General features: G+C 60.7%; 16 protein-coding genes. 6 read left to right on the top strand and 10 right to left on the bottom strand.

Going from position 1 to position 17,290, the window contains the following annotated elements; genetic code table 11:
* The first annotated feature begins 41 nt into the window (after positions 1 to 41).
* The 3 genes from ACQK2L_RS08600 to ACQK2L_RS08590 all read left to right on the top strand — a co-directional run bounded on the left by ACQK2L_RS08600 (position 42) and on the right by ACQK2L_RS08590 (position 3,308).
* On the top strand, positions 42 to 1,859 hold the full coding sequence (locus ACQK2L_RS08600) for an anti-sigma factor family protein (RefSeq protein ID WP_425396535.1): 1,818 nt from the start codon (positions 42 to 44) through the stop codon (positions 1,857 to 1,859).
* Positions 1,860 to 1,908: 49 nt separating this feature from the next.
* Entirely contained in the window at positions 1,909 to 2,226 is a 318-nt protein-coding gene (locus ACQK2L_RS08595) for a CDGSH iron-sulfur domain-containing protein (protein ID WP_425396534.1), read from the top strand.
* 281 nt (positions 2,227 to 2,507) lie between these two features.
* Positions 2,508 to 3,308: a hypothetical protein gene (locus tag ACQK2L_RS08590; protein ID WP_425396533.1), complete on the top strand. Its 801-nt coding sequence runs from the start codon at positions 2,508 to 2,510 to the stop codon at positions 3,306 to 3,308.
* 82 nt (positions 3,309 to 3,390) lie between these two features.
* On the opposite strand, the gene ACQK2L_RS08585 is transcribed toward ACQK2L_RS08590, so the two are convergent.
* The 8 genes from ACQK2L_RS08585 to ACQK2L_RS08550 form a co-directional block, all read right to left on the bottom strand.
* Complete coding sequence (locus tag ACQK2L_RS08585; RefSeq protein ID WP_425396532.1) at positions 3,391 to 3,765, bottom strand: YidH family protein; 375 nt, start codon at positions 3,763 to 3,765, stop codon at positions 3,391 to 3,393.
* Positions 3,762 to 4,337 (bottom strand): GNAT family N-acetyltransferase, encoded by a 576-nt coding sequence (locus tag ACQK2L_RS08580; RefSeq protein WP_425396531.1) that lies wholly within the window; start codon positions 4,335 to 4,337, stop codon positions 3,762 to 3,764. The genes ACQK2L_RS08585 and ACQK2L_RS08580 overlap by 4 nt, the downstream gene beginning before the upstream one ends.
* Positions 4,338 to 4,343: 6 nt before the next feature.
* Positions 4,344 to 6,218 carry an ABC transporter ATP-binding protein gene (locus ACQK2L_RS08575; protein ID WP_425396530.1) on the bottom strand — a complete coding sequence of 625 codons (1,875 nt, stop codon included), beginning with the start codon at positions 6,216 to 6,218 and terminating at the stop codon, positions 4,344 to 4,346.
* A gap of 99 nt (positions 6,219 to 6,317) precedes the next feature.
* On the bottom strand, positions 6,318 to 7,418 hold the full coding sequence (locus tag ACQK2L_RS08570) for an ABC transporter permease (protein ID WP_425396529.1): 1,101 nt from the start codon (positions 7,416 to 7,418) through the stop codon (positions 6,318 to 6,320).
* A gap of 9 nt (positions 7,419 to 7,427) precedes the next feature.
* Positions 7,428 to 8,300 (bottom strand): ABC transporter permease, encoded by an 873-nt coding sequence (locus tag ACQK2L_RS08565; RefSeq protein WP_425396528.1) that lies wholly within the window; start codon positions 8,298 to 8,300, stop codon positions 7,428 to 7,430.
* 201 nt (positions 8,301 to 8,501) lie between these two features.
* The gene (locus tag ACQK2L_RS08560) at positions 8,502 to 10,412 is read right to left on the bottom strand and encodes a peptide-binding protein (protein ID WP_425396527.1); all 1,911 of its coding nucleotides are present in this window, start codon (positions 10,410 to 10,412) and stop codon (positions 8,502 to 8,504) included.
* 272 nt (positions 10,413 to 10,684) lie between these two features.
* Positions 10,685 to 11,140 (bottom strand): hypothetical protein, encoded by a 456-nt coding sequence (locus ACQK2L_RS08555; protein WP_425396526.1) that lies wholly within the window; start codon positions 11,138 to 11,140, stop codon positions 10,685 to 10,687.
* 29 nt (positions 11,141 to 11,169) lie between these two features.
* Positions 11,170 to 11,646, bottom strand: coding sequence for a hypothetical protein (locus tag ACQK2L_RS08550; RefSeq protein ID WP_425396525.1), 477 nt, complete (start codon positions 11,644 to 11,646; stop codon positions 11,170 to 11,172).
* Positions 11,647 to 11,892: 246 nt separating this feature from the next.
* Between ACQK2L_RS08550 and ACQK2L_RS08545 the strand changes: the two genes are divergently transcribed.
* Positions 11,893 to 12,327 (top strand): hypothetical protein, encoded by a 435-nt coding sequence (locus tag ACQK2L_RS08545; protein WP_425396524.1) that lies wholly within the window; start codon positions 11,893 to 11,895, stop codon positions 12,325 to 12,327.
* Here ACQK2L_RS08545 and ACQK2L_RS08540 read toward each other — a convergent pair.
* Positions 12,314 to 12,760: a hypothetical protein gene (locus tag ACQK2L_RS08540; RefSeq protein WP_425396523.1), complete on the bottom strand. Its 447-nt coding sequence runs from the start codon at positions 12,758 to 12,760 to the stop codon at positions 12,314 to 12,316. The two genes, ACQK2L_RS08545 and ACQK2L_RS08540, sit on opposite strands and share 14 nt — an antisense overlap.
* Before the next feature lie 124 nt (positions 12,761 to 12,884).
* Positions 12,885 to 14,150: a leucine-rich repeat domain-containing protein gene (locus ACQK2L_RS08535; RefSeq protein WP_425396522.1), complete on the bottom strand. Its 1,266-nt coding sequence runs from the start codon at positions 14,148 to 14,150 to the stop codon at positions 12,885 to 12,887.
* Positions 14,151 to 14,471: 321 nt separating this feature from the next.
* Here ACQK2L_RS08535 and ACQK2L_RS08530 point away from each other — a divergent pair, with 321 nt between their 5' ends.
* Both ACQK2L_RS08530 and ACQK2L_RS08525 read left to right on the top strand, forming a co-directional pair.
* Positions 14,472 to 15,809: a Gfo/Idh/MocA family oxidoreductase gene (locus ACQK2L_RS08530; protein ID WP_425396521.1), complete on the top strand. Its 1,338-nt coding sequence runs from the start codon at positions 14,472 to 14,474 to the stop codon at positions 15,807 to 15,809.
* A 309-nt stretch (positions 15,810 to 16,118) separates the two neighbouring features.
* Positions 16,119 to 17,279: a hypothetical protein gene (locus tag ACQK2L_RS08525; RefSeq protein WP_425396520.1), complete on the top strand. Its 1,161-nt coding sequence runs from the start codon at positions 16,119 to 16,121 to the stop codon at positions 17,277 to 17,279.
* Positions 17,280 to 17,290 lie beyond the last annotated feature (11 nt).

Genomic DNA, 17,290 nt, shown 5'->3' with positions numbered 1-17,290 from the left:
GAACCTGAGCAGTACGACTCCTTTGAATCCGCGTTAGACCCGTGTCCCAAAATCCCTTCCAACCCGACGACGAGCTGCTGAGCGCCTACATTGATGGTGAACTCTCAGCCGACGAGTTGCGCGCCGTGGAAGAGTGGATTGCCAGCGATCCCGGCGCCCAAGCGTTGGTGGAGGAACTGCGGAACGTCTCGAATACTGTGCAGTCGCTGCCCCGCGCTGCGGTGCCGGCGGAATGGACCGCCCAACTCGCGCAACGATTGGACGACGCAGCCGCTGCACCAACCGCAACCGATTCCAAGCACGAGCAGAACGGTCAGGCGGGCTCGATCGCCAGCTTGCCCATTGGTCGCAGTCGGCGAGGTTGGTGGTGGTCGGCCGCAGCAATCGCAGCAGCCGTGGGCATCGTGATGTTGCTGCCCCAAGGCGTGAATGGCCCGGCTCCTGATCATGTGGCCCTCAAGAGACCCGCAGCGGGGAGAGAATTCGCCCCGGCCCCAACCGGTGAACCGGCCGACGAGTCTGTCGCCGACAACGAACTCCTGGCGGAGCCCGCAACCGCCGCGGCCGAAGAAAGTCCACTCGATGACCTGCGCAACGACATGCCAGAGGAGTCGCCGCTGCCCGAATCGGTACGCGATCTGACCGAACCGAGCGGCGTGGCCGGCGCGCGTGGCGATTCTTTCGATTCGATCACCAACGCCAGCAACGCTTACCTGATCGTGTGGTGCGAAGTACCGCCTGAGGCGCTCCGCGAGCGCGAGATCAACAACGTGTTCGGCGACAACGGCATCGCGGTCAACGAACGCACCGAAAGCTGGGCCACCGCAGCGGTGCCAGTGCGCCGGCAGATCGAACTGCGGAACAACATCACCATGAACCGTGGTGGCTTCGGCGGCGGTGGCGTGGAAACCGATGGTGCGGTGGATAGCTTACCAGCAGGCGACACGGCCCGATATGCCAGAACTGCACCACGCGCCGCCCGTCCGGAACTGTCGCTGGAAAGTCGCAACCAACCCACCCGTGAGGCACCACCCACGGAGTCAGCAGAAGGTATGGAGGCAGAGGCTAACGTAGAGACAGAGGAAGCCTCTCGGCGCGAACTTGAGAGACGAGACGGCGAGGACGTCGAGATCGAGGGCGAGACCATCCTGGTCGACGCCACGGCCGACCAGATCGCTAGTTGCCTGGCCGCCATGCAAAGCGATCCAGGCAATTACGCGTCGATCGCCGTGGAGCCGGTCAACGAACGCACGCTGTCCGAGCAACTGGCCCAACAACGACTCGCTGGCGAAGGAGCGTCGTTCCGCGGGAGCGTGGCCGATCGCGACCAGAACAATGATGGTGCCGCGCAGTCGAGCGACTTTTTCTTGGCAGTGCCCCAGGCCCAACCTCAAGAGGAAAAGCAGGGCGATATGAAGCAAATGGCCAAGCAACTGCAACAACCCCAAGCCCGCCGCCTCGCCCGGCCCGAGGATTGGTACTACTACAACACCGCCCCGCAAGACAAGCAGCAGTTCATTCAACTGCCAGTAGTGGTTGACAAGGCTTCTGGCCAAACTGCTGCTTCTGGCACGAAGACCAAGATCAATACCAAAGGCGAAGACGATTTGTCTCGCCGCAAGTCGGAACTCGCACGGCTCAATCTCCTGGTCGAAGAGCAACAACAATTGATGCCGACAAAGATTCTGCCCGAGCCGCTGCAGGAACAGCAACCCGTACAAGTGCTGTTCGTACTGCGCAACTCGAAGCTGCCCAATCCCGCCCTGGCTGCGGACTCCGCCACCACCAGCGAGAGCGGCCCTTTGGAAGCCTCCGAAGTCGAACCCACGCCCGCCGCCCCGGCGCCCGCTTCGCCGTAAGGCCTCTCGAGCGCGCGATGTCACTCCTCGCGCCGCAGGACCATTTCGCATGAGGATGGTCTTTCCGTACCGCTCGGTCTACATTAGCGTTGTTGACCTCAGGAGTCGCGACGACTCCACTCGCTCGATGGCATTCAACGTGGGAGACTTTGTCGATATGGCTGACGTAAAAATTCGTATGCGACCCAACGGGCCGTTCGTGGTGGAAGGCCCCTTCGAGTTGACCGACTCGGAAGGCAACAAATTCGACATCCCAGCGGACAAGCCGGCCATCGCGCTGTGCCGATGTGGCGAGTCGGCCAAACGACCGTTCTGCGACGGAAGCCACAAAGGTTGCGGCTTCGACTCGGATGAACGAGCCGGTTGAATGGTCCGATTTCGGTTCGCAACAGCCCCGGCCAAGCTTGGTCGGGGCTATTGCGAACATGTTTTCCACGGCTTGGTATCACCTGGTTTCTAGCCGCTCGCGCACGATCTTAACGATTCTCCCGCACGTATCGCGCGGTGCGCGTGATTCTCGCCGCGAAGTTGCCAGCAACTATCTGTGCGCGGCCTCCGCTAGCGTGCTAGAATCGCCGCCCCGACGCTTGGTAATCGCTACCGAGTGTCGCCGATTCGACTTCTCCCCACCGCGAGCAGGAGGCAACCATGGCCCAGGAAGATACTCAAGAGCAACCCACCACCACCACCATCGGCCAGGTCGACGACGCCTCGCGCCCGTTCGTGGGCAAGTGGCACACGCTCATCAGCACCACCAACTGGGAGAAGGGACGCATCATCAACGAGTGGCGCGCCGCCAAGCAGGCAGCGGGCGAGGAAGTGAGCGAGTACTCCGACGAAGCGTGGGCGACGCTCGTGGGCGAAGTGACCAGCCAGCACGTCGGCCGCTTGCGCCGCGTGTTCGAAAAGTACGGCGAAACCTACACGCAGTACGAAGGCCTGTACTGGAGCCACTTCCACGCCGCCTTGGATTGGGACGACGCGGAGATCTGGCTCGAAGGCGCGCTGCAAAAGGGCTGGTCGATCTCGCAGATGCGCAAGGCACACGACAAGGCTCACGGCAAGACCGAAGACGATGCCGACGTGACCATGTCGAAGGTCGCCAAGGGCGAACTCGACGACTCCTCGGGCGGCGAACTGGCCACGGTGGTCGATCCTGACGATGAGAACAGCGAGTCCGACTCGGCCGAACCCCGCGAGCGCGCCGAACACGACGACTCGGAAGCTCCCTTCGACGAAGAGATGCCAGCGGCCGGCAAGACCACGGTGCCAAAGCACCGCCCCTTCGAGTCGCTCTCGGAACTACCCGACGACCTGGCCGACGCATTCGAAGCGATGAAGCTGGCCATCCTGGCCCACAAACTCTCCAACTGGGAAGACGTCTCAAGAGACGACGTCCTGGCCTCGCTCGACGCGCTCAAAGCGCTGGCAGTGGCTCCTTCGGAATGAGCGCGGAACCAGCAAGCAACGCGCTATTGTGCTGGGTTGTGACGATCCGAATTCTTGCGAATCCGGCTACCTCTGTTGGCGTTCACTCGCTCACGACGCTCACACCCAGATAAACAGCCAGCGCCGCGCCGGACAGAGCGACTAGGATCGACACCCACAGACTAAGTTTGGGCCAGTGTTGCGTGGGTGGGAACGACCCCTGGAACTCCTTGACGAAGTGCTGATGCTGCCAGGCTGCCAGAGCGATCATGGCGGTGCCCAGCATGATGAAGGCGATGCCGATGATCGTCGACGCGATGGGGTGGCCACCCTCGACGGTGCCGCGGATCATCCGCAAGAACATGCCGAACTTCGCGACCAGGAAGCCCAGCCCGATCACGGCAATGCCGCTGCGGAGCCACGCCAAGAGTGTGCGCTCGGCCGCCAGGTAGACGCGTGGATCGGATGACTCGCTCATTCACTCCCCTCCCTCGCAGTTGCCTGCCATTCCGCTCGCCCCAGGCGATACACCACGTGTTCGCACAGGGGACTGTCGTTCGTTATCGCGGGATGGTCGAACTTCTCTTCATTGTAATGCATACCAATCCGCTGCATCACGCGCTGCGAACGAACGTTGATCGTGGCGGTGTACGAGACGATCTCGTCCAATTCCAGCGACTCGAACCCTACGCAAAGTGCCGCGCGGGCGGCCTCCGAAGCGTAGCCGCGCCCCCAGTGTTCGGGAAGTAGCCGCCAGCCGATCTCGACGCAGGGGCTGATCGGCACCGGCGGGTCGGGGCGGTTGAGTCCCACGAATCCGACGAACGGCGCACCGTCGCGCACTTCCACCGCCCAGAGCCCCCACCCCTGCGATGCAATGCGGCCGCGAAACTTGTCCGCGGTCGCGTCGCTCTGCTGGCGATCGAGCAAACAAGGAAAGAACTCCATCGCCACCGGGTCGCCGTTCAGTCGGGCGAAGGGCTCGTAGTCGCTGTCGCGCCACTGCCGGAGCAGCAATCGCTCGGTCTGCGGCTGGAGGGGAGAGTTCATGGCCCACTAGGTTCCGCTGCGGAGCTTCTCGCGCTGCTTCTTTAACTCGCGAATGTGCTCCAGACTGTCGCGGGGCGTCGCTTCGATCAGCTTGCGGGTGTAGTCCTGCTTGGGCACCGCATAGATGTTGTCGCTGGGGCCGAACTCCACGATCTTCCCTTCATTCATCACGGCCATCATGTCGGCCATGAACTTCACCACGCTCAGGTCGTGGCTGATGAAGATGTAAGTCAGCCCGCGATCCTCCTGCAACTTCTTCAGCAAGTTGAGCACCTGCGCCTGCACTGAGACGTCGAGTGCCGATACCGATTCGTCGCAGATGATAAAGTCGGGCTCCACAGCCAACGCCCGCGCGATGGAGATCCGCTGCCGCTGGCCGCCGCTGAACTCGTGGGGGTAACGCCGCAAGTGCTCGGGCTTCAGGTCGACTTCTTCCAACAGCGCGGCCGCCTTGTCGCGGCGTTCGGCCTTGCTGCTGGCGAGGCCGTGGATCACCATCGGTTCGGTGAGCGTCGACTCGATCGTCATCCGCGGATTCAGCGACCCGTACGGATCCTGAAAGATGATTTGCATGTTGCGCCGCATCGCCCGCATGTCGCCACCCCGCAGTGCGAACACGTCGCGATCGTCGTACAGCACGCGGCCGCCGGTGGCGTCCACCAGCCGCAGGATCGCGCGGCCAGTGGTGGTCTTGCCGCAACCGCTTTCGCCCACCAGGCCGAGCGTCTGCCCGCGATAGACGTTGAAGCTAATGCCGTCGACTGCTTTGACGTGCCCCACCACGCGGGAGAACACGCCCTTGCGGACGGGGAAGTGCACTTGCAAGTCCTGCACCGCGAGCAGTGGCTTGGCGTCGTCCGGCACCATGGTCGAGTCGGGCGAGTGGTGCCCTTCTTCCCACGGATGGCCCATGGCGGCCAGCTCCGCACGCGGGTGCAACAGCCGCCCGCGGCCGTGCGTCATTAGCTCTTTCTGCCGCGTTTCGTCGAGCTTCATTTCGACAATGTCCACGTCCGGTCCGTCCGGCATTTCGATTTCCTTGGCCTCCATGAAGTCGCTCACGGTGGGCAGCAGCCGGTACTTGCTGTCGAGTCGCGGCCGACAAGCGAGCAGTCCCTTGGTGTAAGGGTGCTGCGGGTTCTCGAAGATCTGCAGCACGTCGCCGTACTCGACCATCTTGCCGCGGTACATCACCAGCACGTCGTCGGCGATCTCGGCGATCACGCCCAGGTCGTGCGTAATGAACAAGATGCTCATGCCGCGGGTGTCGCGCAGACGGCGGAGGATATCGAGAATCTGCGCCTGGATGGTCACGTCGAGCGCGGTGGTCGGCTCATCGGCGATCAGCAGTTGCGGGTTGCAGGAGAGCGCCATGGCGATCATCACCCGCTGCTTCTGTCCGCCCGACATCTGGTGCGGATAGTAGTCGACGCGCGACTCGGGCTCGGGGATGCCGACCTCGCGAAACAGGTCGATCGTCTTCTTGCGAGCTTCGTCCTTTGAGACTTTCTGATGCAGCACGATCGCTTCGGCCACCTGGTCGCCGACCGTGAATACGGGATTCAGCGAGGTCATCGGCTCCTGAAAGATCATGCTGATGTCTTTGCCACGAATGTCCCGCATCTCGGGCTCCGGCAGCTTCACCAGGTCCTTGCCCAGGAACGAAATGCTGCCCGACTCAATCTCGGCCGTGGAGGCTAGTAGCTGCATGATCGACAGCGAGGTAACGCTCTTCCCCGACCCACTCTCACCCACAATGCCGAGCGTATGCCCCCGCTCGACACGAAACGAAACATCATTCACCGCCCTCACGGTTCCTTCCTCGGTGTGGAAGTAGGTGCGGAGGTGCTGGATATCGACAACAGGCGGGGCGGTAGTCATGCGGTTGGAGGTCGGGTAGGAAGTGTCTATTTCATCCTGAGGGAGCGTAAGCGACTGAAGGATCTAGTCATTCTTTCAAGGTCGCTCACGTTCATCATTCTAGTCGTCGCTACGTAGTCGTGGGTCGGTGGCTTCTTGGATTCCTTCGCCGATCAGGTTGTAGGCCAGGACGGTGAGGAAGATGGCGGTGCCGGGGAAAAAAATGAGCCACCAGGTCTGTTGGATAGTCGGTCGGCCGCTGGCCAGAATGCTGCCCCAACTGGTGCTGGGTTGTGGACCGAAGCCGAGGAAGCTGAGGCCGCTTTCAATAAGCACCGCCGAGGCGATGCCGAAGGAAATGGGCACCAACACCGGAGCAAGTCCGTTGCGGAGAATGTGGGAGAATACAATTCGCATTTGCCCCGACCCGATGCTTCGAGCCGCCATGACGAAGTCGGCCTCTTTAAGTTTGAGGAACTCGGCTCGAGCCAGTCGGGCAATGCCTGTCCAACGCGTAAGGCCGATTACGCCCATGATGTGCCAGATGGTCGGCTTGGGCACCACCGCTAGCAAAGCAAGGATCAGCACCAGCGCGGGAATGCACAGCACCACCTCGATAATGCGGCTGATCAACGCGTCGATCCAGCCACCGAAGTATCCGGCTAAGGCCCCGGCCACTATACCGATCGTGCCGGCAATGGCCATCGAGAAGATGCCGACCAATAGCGCGATGCGTGTACCGTGCACCATCTGCGCAAACACGTCGATTCCTTGCTGATTCGTTCCGAACAGATTCTGCCAACTGGGATGTCCATCAGCCCCGATGGGGTTTTCCGGCTGGCCAGGCCATTCGTTCTCGCGAATGCGGCGAAAGGGATCCTGGAACACGAGCGGCCACACTGCCCAACTCTGCGGATCTTTCTCCTTAAACTTCTCGGGACTATATCGCCGGCGGAAGCGGTCCTTCAGGAAGATGGGGTTCTCCCACTTGGGATTAAAGTACCCCATGGCGGGAAAGTAGATATGCCCTTTGTACTTGCAGACAATGGGTCTGTCGCCGACGATGGCCGGCGCGGTGAACGCCACGACCGCCATCAACATCACGTACACCAGGGCCAGCATGGCCATTGGGCGACGTCGGAACCGTACCCAGGTCTCGCGCCAGAATCCGGGCGACTTAGGGGCTCGAGTCTCTTTCGCTTTGTTATTTTCGGTCGCCATATCGAAGAACTAGTTGTACGTCACGCGTGGATCCACCACTGAATACAAAATGTCCGCCAGCAACTGCCCAGCCAGGGTCATCACACTGAACATGAGCGTCAGCCCCATCACCGTGGGATAGTCGCGTTCGCGCAGCGACTCGAAAAACAGCGTTCCCATTCCAGGCCAGTTGAAGATCATCTCTAGTATGATCGCCCCGCTGAGCAAACTTGGCAGTGTTAGGCCCATCAGCGTCACCAGTGGAATTAGCGTGTTGCGAAACGCGTGCTTGAGAAGAATCGTGCGTTCACCCAAACCCTTGGCCTTGGCTGTGCGGATGTAGTCCTGACGTACCACTTCCTGCATGTTGGCTTTGATGAATCGCGAGTAGTAGGCTAGCGTGCCATAGGTAAAGCAGGTAACCGGTAGGATTGCGTGCTGAAAGATGTCCCAGGTTCTTCCGAACGCCGACAGATCGGCGAAGTTCTCCGATTTGATACCGGTTAGTGGTAGTAAATCCAATTTCACCGCAAAGAGAATCTGCAGGTAGAGTGCTGCCACGTAAGTGGGAAGCGAGTAGAGCATGTAGAGCACTAGCGCCATGGAACGTTCGGACAAAGTGCCCGCCCGAGCGGTACTCCACAGGCCCAGCGGAATGGAGAGCAGATAGCTCAACAACAACGACGAAACCGTAAGGATCAGCGTGTTGCCCAACCGCTCGCGTATCAAGCGCTTCACCGGCACCTTCCGGCGGAGCGAATTCCCAAGGTCGAGTTGTAGAGCCTTGGACGCCCAATCCAGATAGCCTAGGGTCCAATGTTTGTCTAGGCCGTACGCCCTCTCAAGCCGCTTCTGGTCGGCTTCGCTCATTTGCAGGCTGGGGTCAGCTGCGATCGTGGCCACTGTGAGGGGAGTGCCAGGAATGTTGCGTATTAGTCCATAAATCAAGAACGAAATTAAGAATAGCGTCAGCCCTGCCAACAACATTCGGCGTGTCAAATAGTGAATCATGGCGGACCGCATCTAACACAGGATGGCAACAACAGTGCGAAACCGAGATAACGTCATAGCTGCTGCTTCCAGCAGTGCAAGCAATGGCGACACTTAGTCCTTCGGCATCCAGAGGCCGAGAATGCCTGGATTGACACCGAAAGGATCACGAGGGCTGAAGTTGAAGCCACGAATCTTCTTGTTCACTCCGTACAAGCTTGGTCGGTAGTAGAGCCACATGTACGGCTGATCCTCCCACAGAATCTCATGGATCTCCGCGTAGTGTCCGGCGCGTTCGTCGCGATCGAATTCCAATTGTGCCAACTCAAACAGCTCGTCGACGCGCTCGTTGGAGTAGCGGCCGTAGTTACGGCCGCCGCCGGTCTTGAAGATATTATCCAGAGTTGCTGGGTCGGTACCTGTGCCCCAACCACTGAGCATGGCATCGAATTGGTGTTTCAGCGATTTGTCCTGCAAAGCCGTCCATTCGGTGACCTTAACATCGCACTTGATTCCGATTTGCGCTAGATTGTCCTTTAGCAGGTTGCAGATCTTAATAGCATTGGGAGGTTCGGGACATAGGATCGTGAACTGGAACGGCACCAACCGACCATCCACTCGCTTGTCAAGGAAACCGTCTCCGTCTTCGTCGCCCCAGCCTGCTTCGGCCAGCAGGTCTTCGGCCGCGTCGAGATCGCGCTCGTAGGGGGTCGGGTTCTTCGAAGCCATCCAAGCGGTGGGATGAAATGTTCCCCTCCCTGGCTCGGTCAGGCCATAGTAGATGGTCTCCAGCATTTCCTGGTGATCGAATGCCAACGCCAATGCTTGACGCGTACGCTTGTCGCGGAAGTAAGGGCGCGACGTATTCCAAATCACTTGCGTGACACTCCATTCCAATCCCCGCATCTTGGTATTGCGGTCATAGAAGTCCTTGCCGCTTGTCTGTGTAAGCCACTGTTCCGCGGTAATGGTGCTTGTGTCGAGATCACCTTTCTTCAATGACAGGAGAGTGGTGTTGGGGTCGGTGATGACGCGGCATCGAATCCGCTTGAAATAGGGCCTTGGGCGGATTTCCTTGCCATCCTTCTGCCACCATTCGTCGCGACGCTCCAGCACGGTCTCCTGCCCCCGCTCACGCGACACAAACTTGTACGGTCCGCAGGTCACCGGCTTGTCGAGAAACTGCAAGTGGTACTTGCTAGTTTCCATCGTGGGATCATCCTCCACACTCTTCTCATAGATGTGTTTCGGGATAACGGGGAACTGAATGTTCTCTGTCCACGAGGCCATCGGCTTCTTGTGGAACATCACAATCGTCTGGTCGTCGTACGCTTCCACCCACTTTAAATGCTGAACGCTGGAGCGGATCGCTGGAATCGTGACACGCGGATTCATGATGGTCTTAAAGGCAAACACGACATCATGCGCGGTCACCGGCTTACCATCCGACCAAGTCAAGTCGTCGCGCAAGACAAACTTGTCCATCATGTGGTCTTCGCTGGTCTGCCAAGACTCAACAGCCCACGCGACCGCGAATGGAGTGAAGTCCGCATCGAATGCGATCAACATCAGACCGGTCATCTCCTGCAGCTCGCCGTCAACCACTGAACTTCGCATGAGTGGGTTCAAACTGTTGGCTTCGCCAGCGAAGTGATGGACGTAAGTCGCCTCCCAATCAACTTGGTCGGCGCTCTCAGGGAGCTGACGCATGACGCTGTAGATCTTCTCGTTGTCCGCTTCCGATTCGTTCTTCAACGACAGCGCTTCCTCCTCGGATACGAGTGGCGGGTGGTCTTGCAATCGCTCACGCAACAGGTCGCGTCCATACGCTACCTTTTGGTCAATCCAGTTTGCCGAAGCATCGATCTCTGCCAGGGGAGGCGCATCATATGGCTGTAGCGGCTCGAACAATTCGTCATTATCGGTCGTCGAACCATGCGAGCTCTCCTCGCCGCTCTCTTCCGACACGTTATCACCTGTCAGATCGCTGTCGGCCATTTCACCACCGGCGGGATTGGTCCTCATGCACCCAGGCGTACAGAGTACAACCGCCACAAAGAGCGCAAGCAAATGGACAAAACCAAAACGAGCATCACGCGTCATCATCACATCCGCGGGGAAAGAGGAAAAACGTCGGCCAATTCGACTCGGAACGGCTGTGAGATGCCCAAGCCTGCTGGTCCGGGGCGTCGGATGCCGCCTATATTCACCGTTCCAAGCGGTTATGCTAACAAGTGTGCCGAACGCCGGTCAATGCGCATGCATCGACCCAACCACCGCCCTGCTCTGCCGGCGGCCTACTCTACGATGTAGCTGAAGTCGCTGATGTACACATCGGCGATTGGCAGTTCCGGCACCGCGCGGCGGAGGCGGAGGTAGATTCGCCGCCGTAGCGTCTTGAGCGTCGCGTCCTCGAATGCGGTCGGCGGCACTAGGCGGGCGGACGTGATCACCTGGTTGCGCACCCGGTGCTTGCGCGACTCCCAGGCACGGCTGAACTGCTCGGCGTTCTCTTCAGTCACCTCCACCCAGACGGTGAAAACGAGCGTTACTTTCTCCCGCTCGACGGGGCGGAAGTTCTTGATGCGGAAGTCGCCCAGTTTATACGCGTGCCGCTTGGGCTCGGCCGGCTCCTCCTCCTGGCCGTCCGCTGGCTTGCCGGCAGGCTTGTCCGCCGCGCGCGCGGGCGGAGTGACGGCGAGTGCGATAGCTAGCATCGCGCAGCAGGCGACGAGCACGATGCGACGTGGCAAGGTGGCAGAAGATTCTTTGCTGACTTGTGTCACAGTCGTTTCACCTGAGGGTCGGCAATGTGAATGCGTTCGATGTGGGCGGCGCCGACGAACGGTTTGAGCGAGTCGGCCAAGTGCGTTTTGAGCGTTGTGAGCGCAGGATCGAGCAGGTCTTCGATGGAGGTATTGCGGGTGATCTCAATCACGTTGTCGCGGAGTCGACCTTCGAGCCGCTTGTAGTTGTTCCGCAACGTGCTTTCGTACTCCGGCAACACAGCTGCGTGCAAGCGGAACTCGATCTGCACCTGGGTGGCCGCGATGGGGCTGGGAGTTGTTGGCTCGACAGGAATCGGAATGACGTACTCGCCCAGATCGACCGTCACCAGTTGCTCGACCGACGGCAGTCGTTCGAACCGTTCGATGGGCGAAATCGCGTCGCTGCCACAACCGGCAGTCGTCGCGCAGAGCAGTCCGGCCACCAGCCAGAGGCGGTCGTTCGCAGTCGAATTGGTGTAACTGGACTTCATCACACAAACATAGTGCGTGCAGTAGAATTGCTGCCAGGAACGCATGACACGACACAGGACGAGCACCCCAGCCGGACCGCTGGTAGCGAATGTATCGGTTGCGAGGATGGACCGCCGCAACGTAACACACACCAAGCGACGGATAGCCCCGCGGCCACATGCTGCGTAAACCATGATTCAGTAGTCGCGACCAAGCTTGGTGGCGACGCGCACTTTGTCCGCTCCATCCGCAGGCCATTGCCAACGATGAACCGCGTCTTCCTGATACTCCTGACCGCTGGTGCGCTGTTGGCGGCCTCGGGATGCTACAACAGCAAGAAACTGCTGGAAGAGGCTCGCAACCAGGCGATTCGCACTCGGTTGGACGAAGTGCAGCTCGGCGAGTTCCGTACGACCCTGCCTCGCCCCGACGCCGATTCGTCGCCGATGGAAGTGGTGGTCGACCTGTTCGGCACGGTGCCGCGGTACAAGATTCCCGAAGTGTCGCAGGTGATTGAACGAGACGATTACCGAGTGCGGCAAGCAGTGATCATCGCACTTCGCAAAACCACGGCGGCGGAGATCGCGGATCCGCGCCTGACGACGTTCCGCGAACGGCTGCTCACGGTAGTCAACGCCGAACTGGGCGAAACCAAGCTCGAATCGCTGGGCTTCCGCACCGTGCGATTTATTCCGCTCTGAGCAGCGGTAACCGCGAATCTCGCGAGCCACCAACAATCTTGATCTGGGTGGGCTCGGTGAACCAGCCAGCGACCTGACCGGTAAGTTGCAGCACTCCACCGGTGGGCTTGGCCTGGATCTCGTGGACGCTGTACCGCGGCGAAGTTCTTGGATAGCTACCCAACTGAACTTGGCCCTGCAATCCTTGCTCGGCCAGTCGGCGTTGGGTGTAGTTGGTAAGTTCCGCAGAGGTCATGCCGGGCAGTTGGGCAAAGCGGTTGGCGTCGCTCACCACCTGGTCGAGTCGGTGCTCCGCCCGCACCAGCAGCAGCACGTGCAGTAGCAACACCAGCCAAGCGGCGATGGCCACCAGGGCCGCCGCGCCGCGCAGCACCCACGCGATCCCGCGGACGGGCGTATCCACAGCCTGAGGAGATGCGTAGGGCGAAGACATACCTTCCAGGCTAACCAAGCCGTGGGAGGTTGGCAAAGCAATGTTGGCGAATTGCCGCAGCGTGGCCTTGCCGCCCCATCGATACGACCGGACCAGAACGCACTACACGCCCGTGCGGCGCGCTCTATTCATCCCACTCGATGGTCACGTTGGGCAACTGCTCTTTGATCTTTGCCACACCGTCTTCGGTGATGAGCGTCAGGCGGGCCGATGCGCGATTGAGTGTCTTGATCTTGCCCAGCTCCGCCAGTCCATCGTCGCCCACGTCGCAGCCTTCGATGATCAGCGTGGTGAGCGCTGGCAGCGACGACAGCGTGGCCATGCCGGCGTCGTCGACCATCGTGTTTTGTAGGTTCAAGTACAACAGGCCAAGGTCGTTGATCGCGTCCATGCCGTCGTTGGTAACCATGGAGTTCCACAGATTCAGGTACACCAGGTTCTGCTTATCGGTCAGGTGCGCAAGGCCCGCATCGTCCACGCCGGTCTCGCTGACGTCGAGCTTACGCAGCAGGGTGCAGTCCTTCAGATGCTCGAGACCCGAGCCCGTGATGTAGGTGCCACGGAGATTCAAATGCCGCAGCTTCTTCATGTTGGCGAAGTGCACCAGGGCCTCGTCGGTAATGGAGGCTCGCATCAGGTCGAGGTCGTCCATGTTGGCGAGATGCGCGATGTGCGCAAGCCCCGCGTCGGTGATCGACGTATCCTGCAGCATCAGGCCTTTGAGCTTGGGCAGTTTGGCGACCGCTTCCAGTCCCTTATCGGTGACCGAGGCGCTGCGAATCTTGATGGCGGCCAGCGACTTGATCTTCGCCAGGCTCTCCATGCCGGCGTCGGTAATGGTGCAACCGCGGAGGTCGAGCAAACGCAGCTTCGGCGCCGACTCGAGATTCGCCACACCCGCGTCGTCGATGCGGTTGAACAGCACGTAGAGGTAAGTCAGGTTGGGCAACTCGGCCAGATGCTTCATGCCGTCGTTGGTCATCTGGGTGGTGCGCTCGAGGTTCAGCGACTTGAGCTGGGGCATCTCGCGCAACTTCGCCAGGCCGGCGTCGGTGATGCTGGTGTTGCGGAGCGACAGATCGTTAAGGTCCTCGAACTTGACGATCGTATCGAGGGCCGCGTCGGTGATGTTGGCGCCCCACAGCTTGAGCTTGGTGAGTTTCGTCGCGCCCAGCAGCGGCACCAGGTCGGCATCGCTCACAGGGCGTTCGTCCAGGTCGATGGTCACCACGTCGCCCGCGGCGTTGACGGTGACCTTGGCCAGCAGGGTTTCGGCGTGGGCAACGGCCGGATTATCCGCCACGGCGGTGGCCTGGGCCGAGACGAGCGAACTAGTACAGAATCCAGTCAGCAGGGCACACAACAGGGTCAACAGTGGGGTAAAGCGCATGGAGGGTCACCGACGAATTCAAGGGAAATAGCTGTCAGACTCGAGAAGGCAAGTCGAGGCGGGTCCTTTGTTATACCCAGAAACTCGGCCAGTTGCGAGCAACCTGTCGGTCCATACACGTTTTGGGCACCTACCCCCACTGGACCACGGGGAGCACATCTGGCTAAACCATAAACTTTTGTAATCGGCGCAGGTTTTGGGTAGAATACGGGCGGGAATCCTTCGGGATTCCGTCTAGACGAGGCCCACCCCACTGCCCCGCCCGGGCCTCCTGGATGCTTGCAATTCCATTTTTTTCTTACTCGAGGAGTAGAAGAGACGATGCGAACCAGACAAAACCGACGCGACTTCCTGCGGACTGGCGCCGCAGTTGGGGCAGGCTACTGGGCGCTTGGCGGTGTCGCCACGGCCCAGAGCAAGTCGCCGAATGAACGTGTTCAGGTCGCCGGCATTGGTGTCGGCGGCAAGGGCGACTCGGACGTCACCAACGCCAGCCGCTTCGGCAAGATCGTCGCCCTGTGCGACATCGACGACCAGACGCTGGCCGGTAAAGAAAACGTGATGAAGTCGGGCAACACGTTCAACGACTACCGTGAACTGTTCGACACCATGGGCGACAAGATCGACGCGGTGACCGTGAGCACGCCCGACCACATGCACGCAGTGATTGCTGCGGCTGCCATGAAGCTGGGCAAGCATGTGTACTGCCAGAAGCCGCTGACGCGCACCATCTGGGAAGCGCGGCGGTTGGGCGAGATCGCTCGCGAGATGGACGTGGTTACCCAGATGGGCAACCAATACACGGCCCACAACCCTATGCGCGAAGCTGCCTACCAGATTCGCGAAGGCAACCTGGGCGCGGTGAAGGAAGTTCACGTCTGGACCAATCGTCCCGTGTGGCCACAAGGCGGCCCACGCCCCACCCCCACCAGCCCTCCCGAGCATGTGCATTGGGATCTGTGGCTGGGTGTCGCTCCGTCGCGTCCCTTCGCCGAGGGCGCTTACCACGACTTCAAGTGGCGTGGTTGGTGGGACTTCGGCACCGGCGCGTTGGGCGACATGGCTTGCCACACGTGCAACTTGCCGTTCATGGCCCTCAACATGCGTGATCCGGTTTCGGTCGAGGCCACTACTTCGGGCCACAATGGCGACAGCTATCCCGAGTGGTCAACCATCAAGTTCGAATTCCCCGAACTGGATGGCCGGGCGCCGTTCACGTTGTACTGGTACGACGGCGGCAAGAAGCCCGACAACTCGCTGTTCTCTGAAGTGACTATCAAGAACGGCGACGGCACGCCCGCTCCGAATAAGGCGGGAACGATGATCATTGGCGACAAGGCCAAGATGTACGCCGCGGGCGATTACGCTCAGGAGGGAATCGAGATCATCGGCGCCGAGCCGATGAAGGTCGACTACCCCCGTTCGCGTGGTCACGAACGCGAGTTCTACGACGGCATCAAGGATCGTTCGAAGGTCCCGATGTCGAACTTCGTGGACTACGGCGGACCTCTCACCGAGACCATCCTGCTCGGCAATCTGGCCGTCTGGAAGAACGGCGAGAAGGTGCTGTGGGACGCCAAGACCATGACTCCGCTGAACGACGAGTCGCTGGCGAAGATCGTTAAGCCCGAGTACCAAAACGGCTACGACCTGATCTAAAGACTCGCCTGGCACCCGCCAAGCAAACCCACGGCCCGGCCTTCGCACCAGCGAAGGCCGGGCTTTTTTGTTGTCGTAGGACTTCCTGACGCGTACGTGTCATTTCGAAGTGAGCCCAGCGACCGAGAAATCTAATTCGCCCACCATTCAAACCCGCATTGAATGGTGGGTGAACCTGCCGGAGGTGAGGTGATCCAAGTGGCGAAGCTCCCGCCCGGCAGAACCACGCACCGCATGGCTCACTTTCCGACCGAATAACACCACCCTCAACCGGTACTTTCCGTTCGCGTCGCGCGGTAGAATATCCACATGGACCTTGCAACACTATCCAACTGGTCGGGCAGCAAAGAAGAGTTGTTCGATCGGCTCACACATGAGTTGGCCCAGGCCGGCAGATGGCATGAATTGTTCGAAGCGCGGCTGATCGAGGCCCGCTCGCGGTTGGGGCTGTCGCTCACCGATTCGCCGCCGCTGGACGAGTTGCCCGAGCCGGCTCGCAGCACGCTCGAAAACGACTACACGGCCGCCTGCCGCGAGGTGGGCGGGCTGATGCTCGATGCGGGACAACTCCGCGAAGCCTGGCGCTATCTGCGCCCTGCCGGCGAGAAGCGGATGATGCACGCCGCGCTGGGGCAGATGGTGCCCAACGACGAAAACATCGAGCAACTCATCGAGCTAGCCCTGTACGAAGGCATCGACATCGAGCGCGGCTACGGCTGGATGCTCGGCCACTTGGGGACCTGCAACGCAATTACCACGCTCGAAGGCATGGCCCCGCAGTTGCCGCCCGACAGCCTCGAGGCCTGCGCGGCAGTGCTGGTGCGGCAACTCGATCGCGAGCTGCGCGAGAATCTTCGCAGCCACATCGCCCAACAGGAATCGTCCGCGCCGGACGCCAACGCCAGCGTCGCCGAACTGATCACCGACCGCCAGTGGCTGTTCGATTCGCAGGCGTCGCACGTCGACGCTTCGCACCTGGCCGCCGCGGTGCGGTTCGCCCGCGTGCTCACGCACCCGGCGGTGGTGGAAGTGGCGCTGGGGCTCGCCGAGTACGGGCGGCGACTGAACCCCGATCTGCAATACGCGGGCGATCCGCCGTTCGAGGAGCTGTACCCGGCGCACCGTTTGTTCTTCCTGGCCACGCTACGACGCGAAGTGCCGGAGGCGATTGAGTACTTCCGAAATCAGCTCGACGCGTGCGACACGCACATGGCGGGCACCGCGCCGCTGGAGACGCTGATGGTGGTGCTCGACCGCACGGGCCACGCGGCCGAAGCGATGGAACTGTACGAGCAGTCGGCTCCAGCGGGCGTGCAGCTTTCACCATTTGCACCGCGGCTGGTCGATCTGGCGGCCAAGTGCGATGGCTGGGAGCACTACGAAGCGATCCTGCGCGACCGCGACGACCCAGTGGGCATCGCCATTGGGCTGCTGGAACGCAACAAGTCGGCGAAGGGTCAGAACACCTAGAGTGGGACAGC

The organism is Aeoliella sp., assembly GCF_965227375.1.
Classification (GTDB): domain Bacteria; phylum Planctomycetota; class Planctomycetia; order Pirellulales; family Lacipirellulaceae; genus Aeoliella.
Note: the sequence above shows the minus strand (reverse complement) of the source record. Positions and strands in the feature narration are given on the sequence as shown.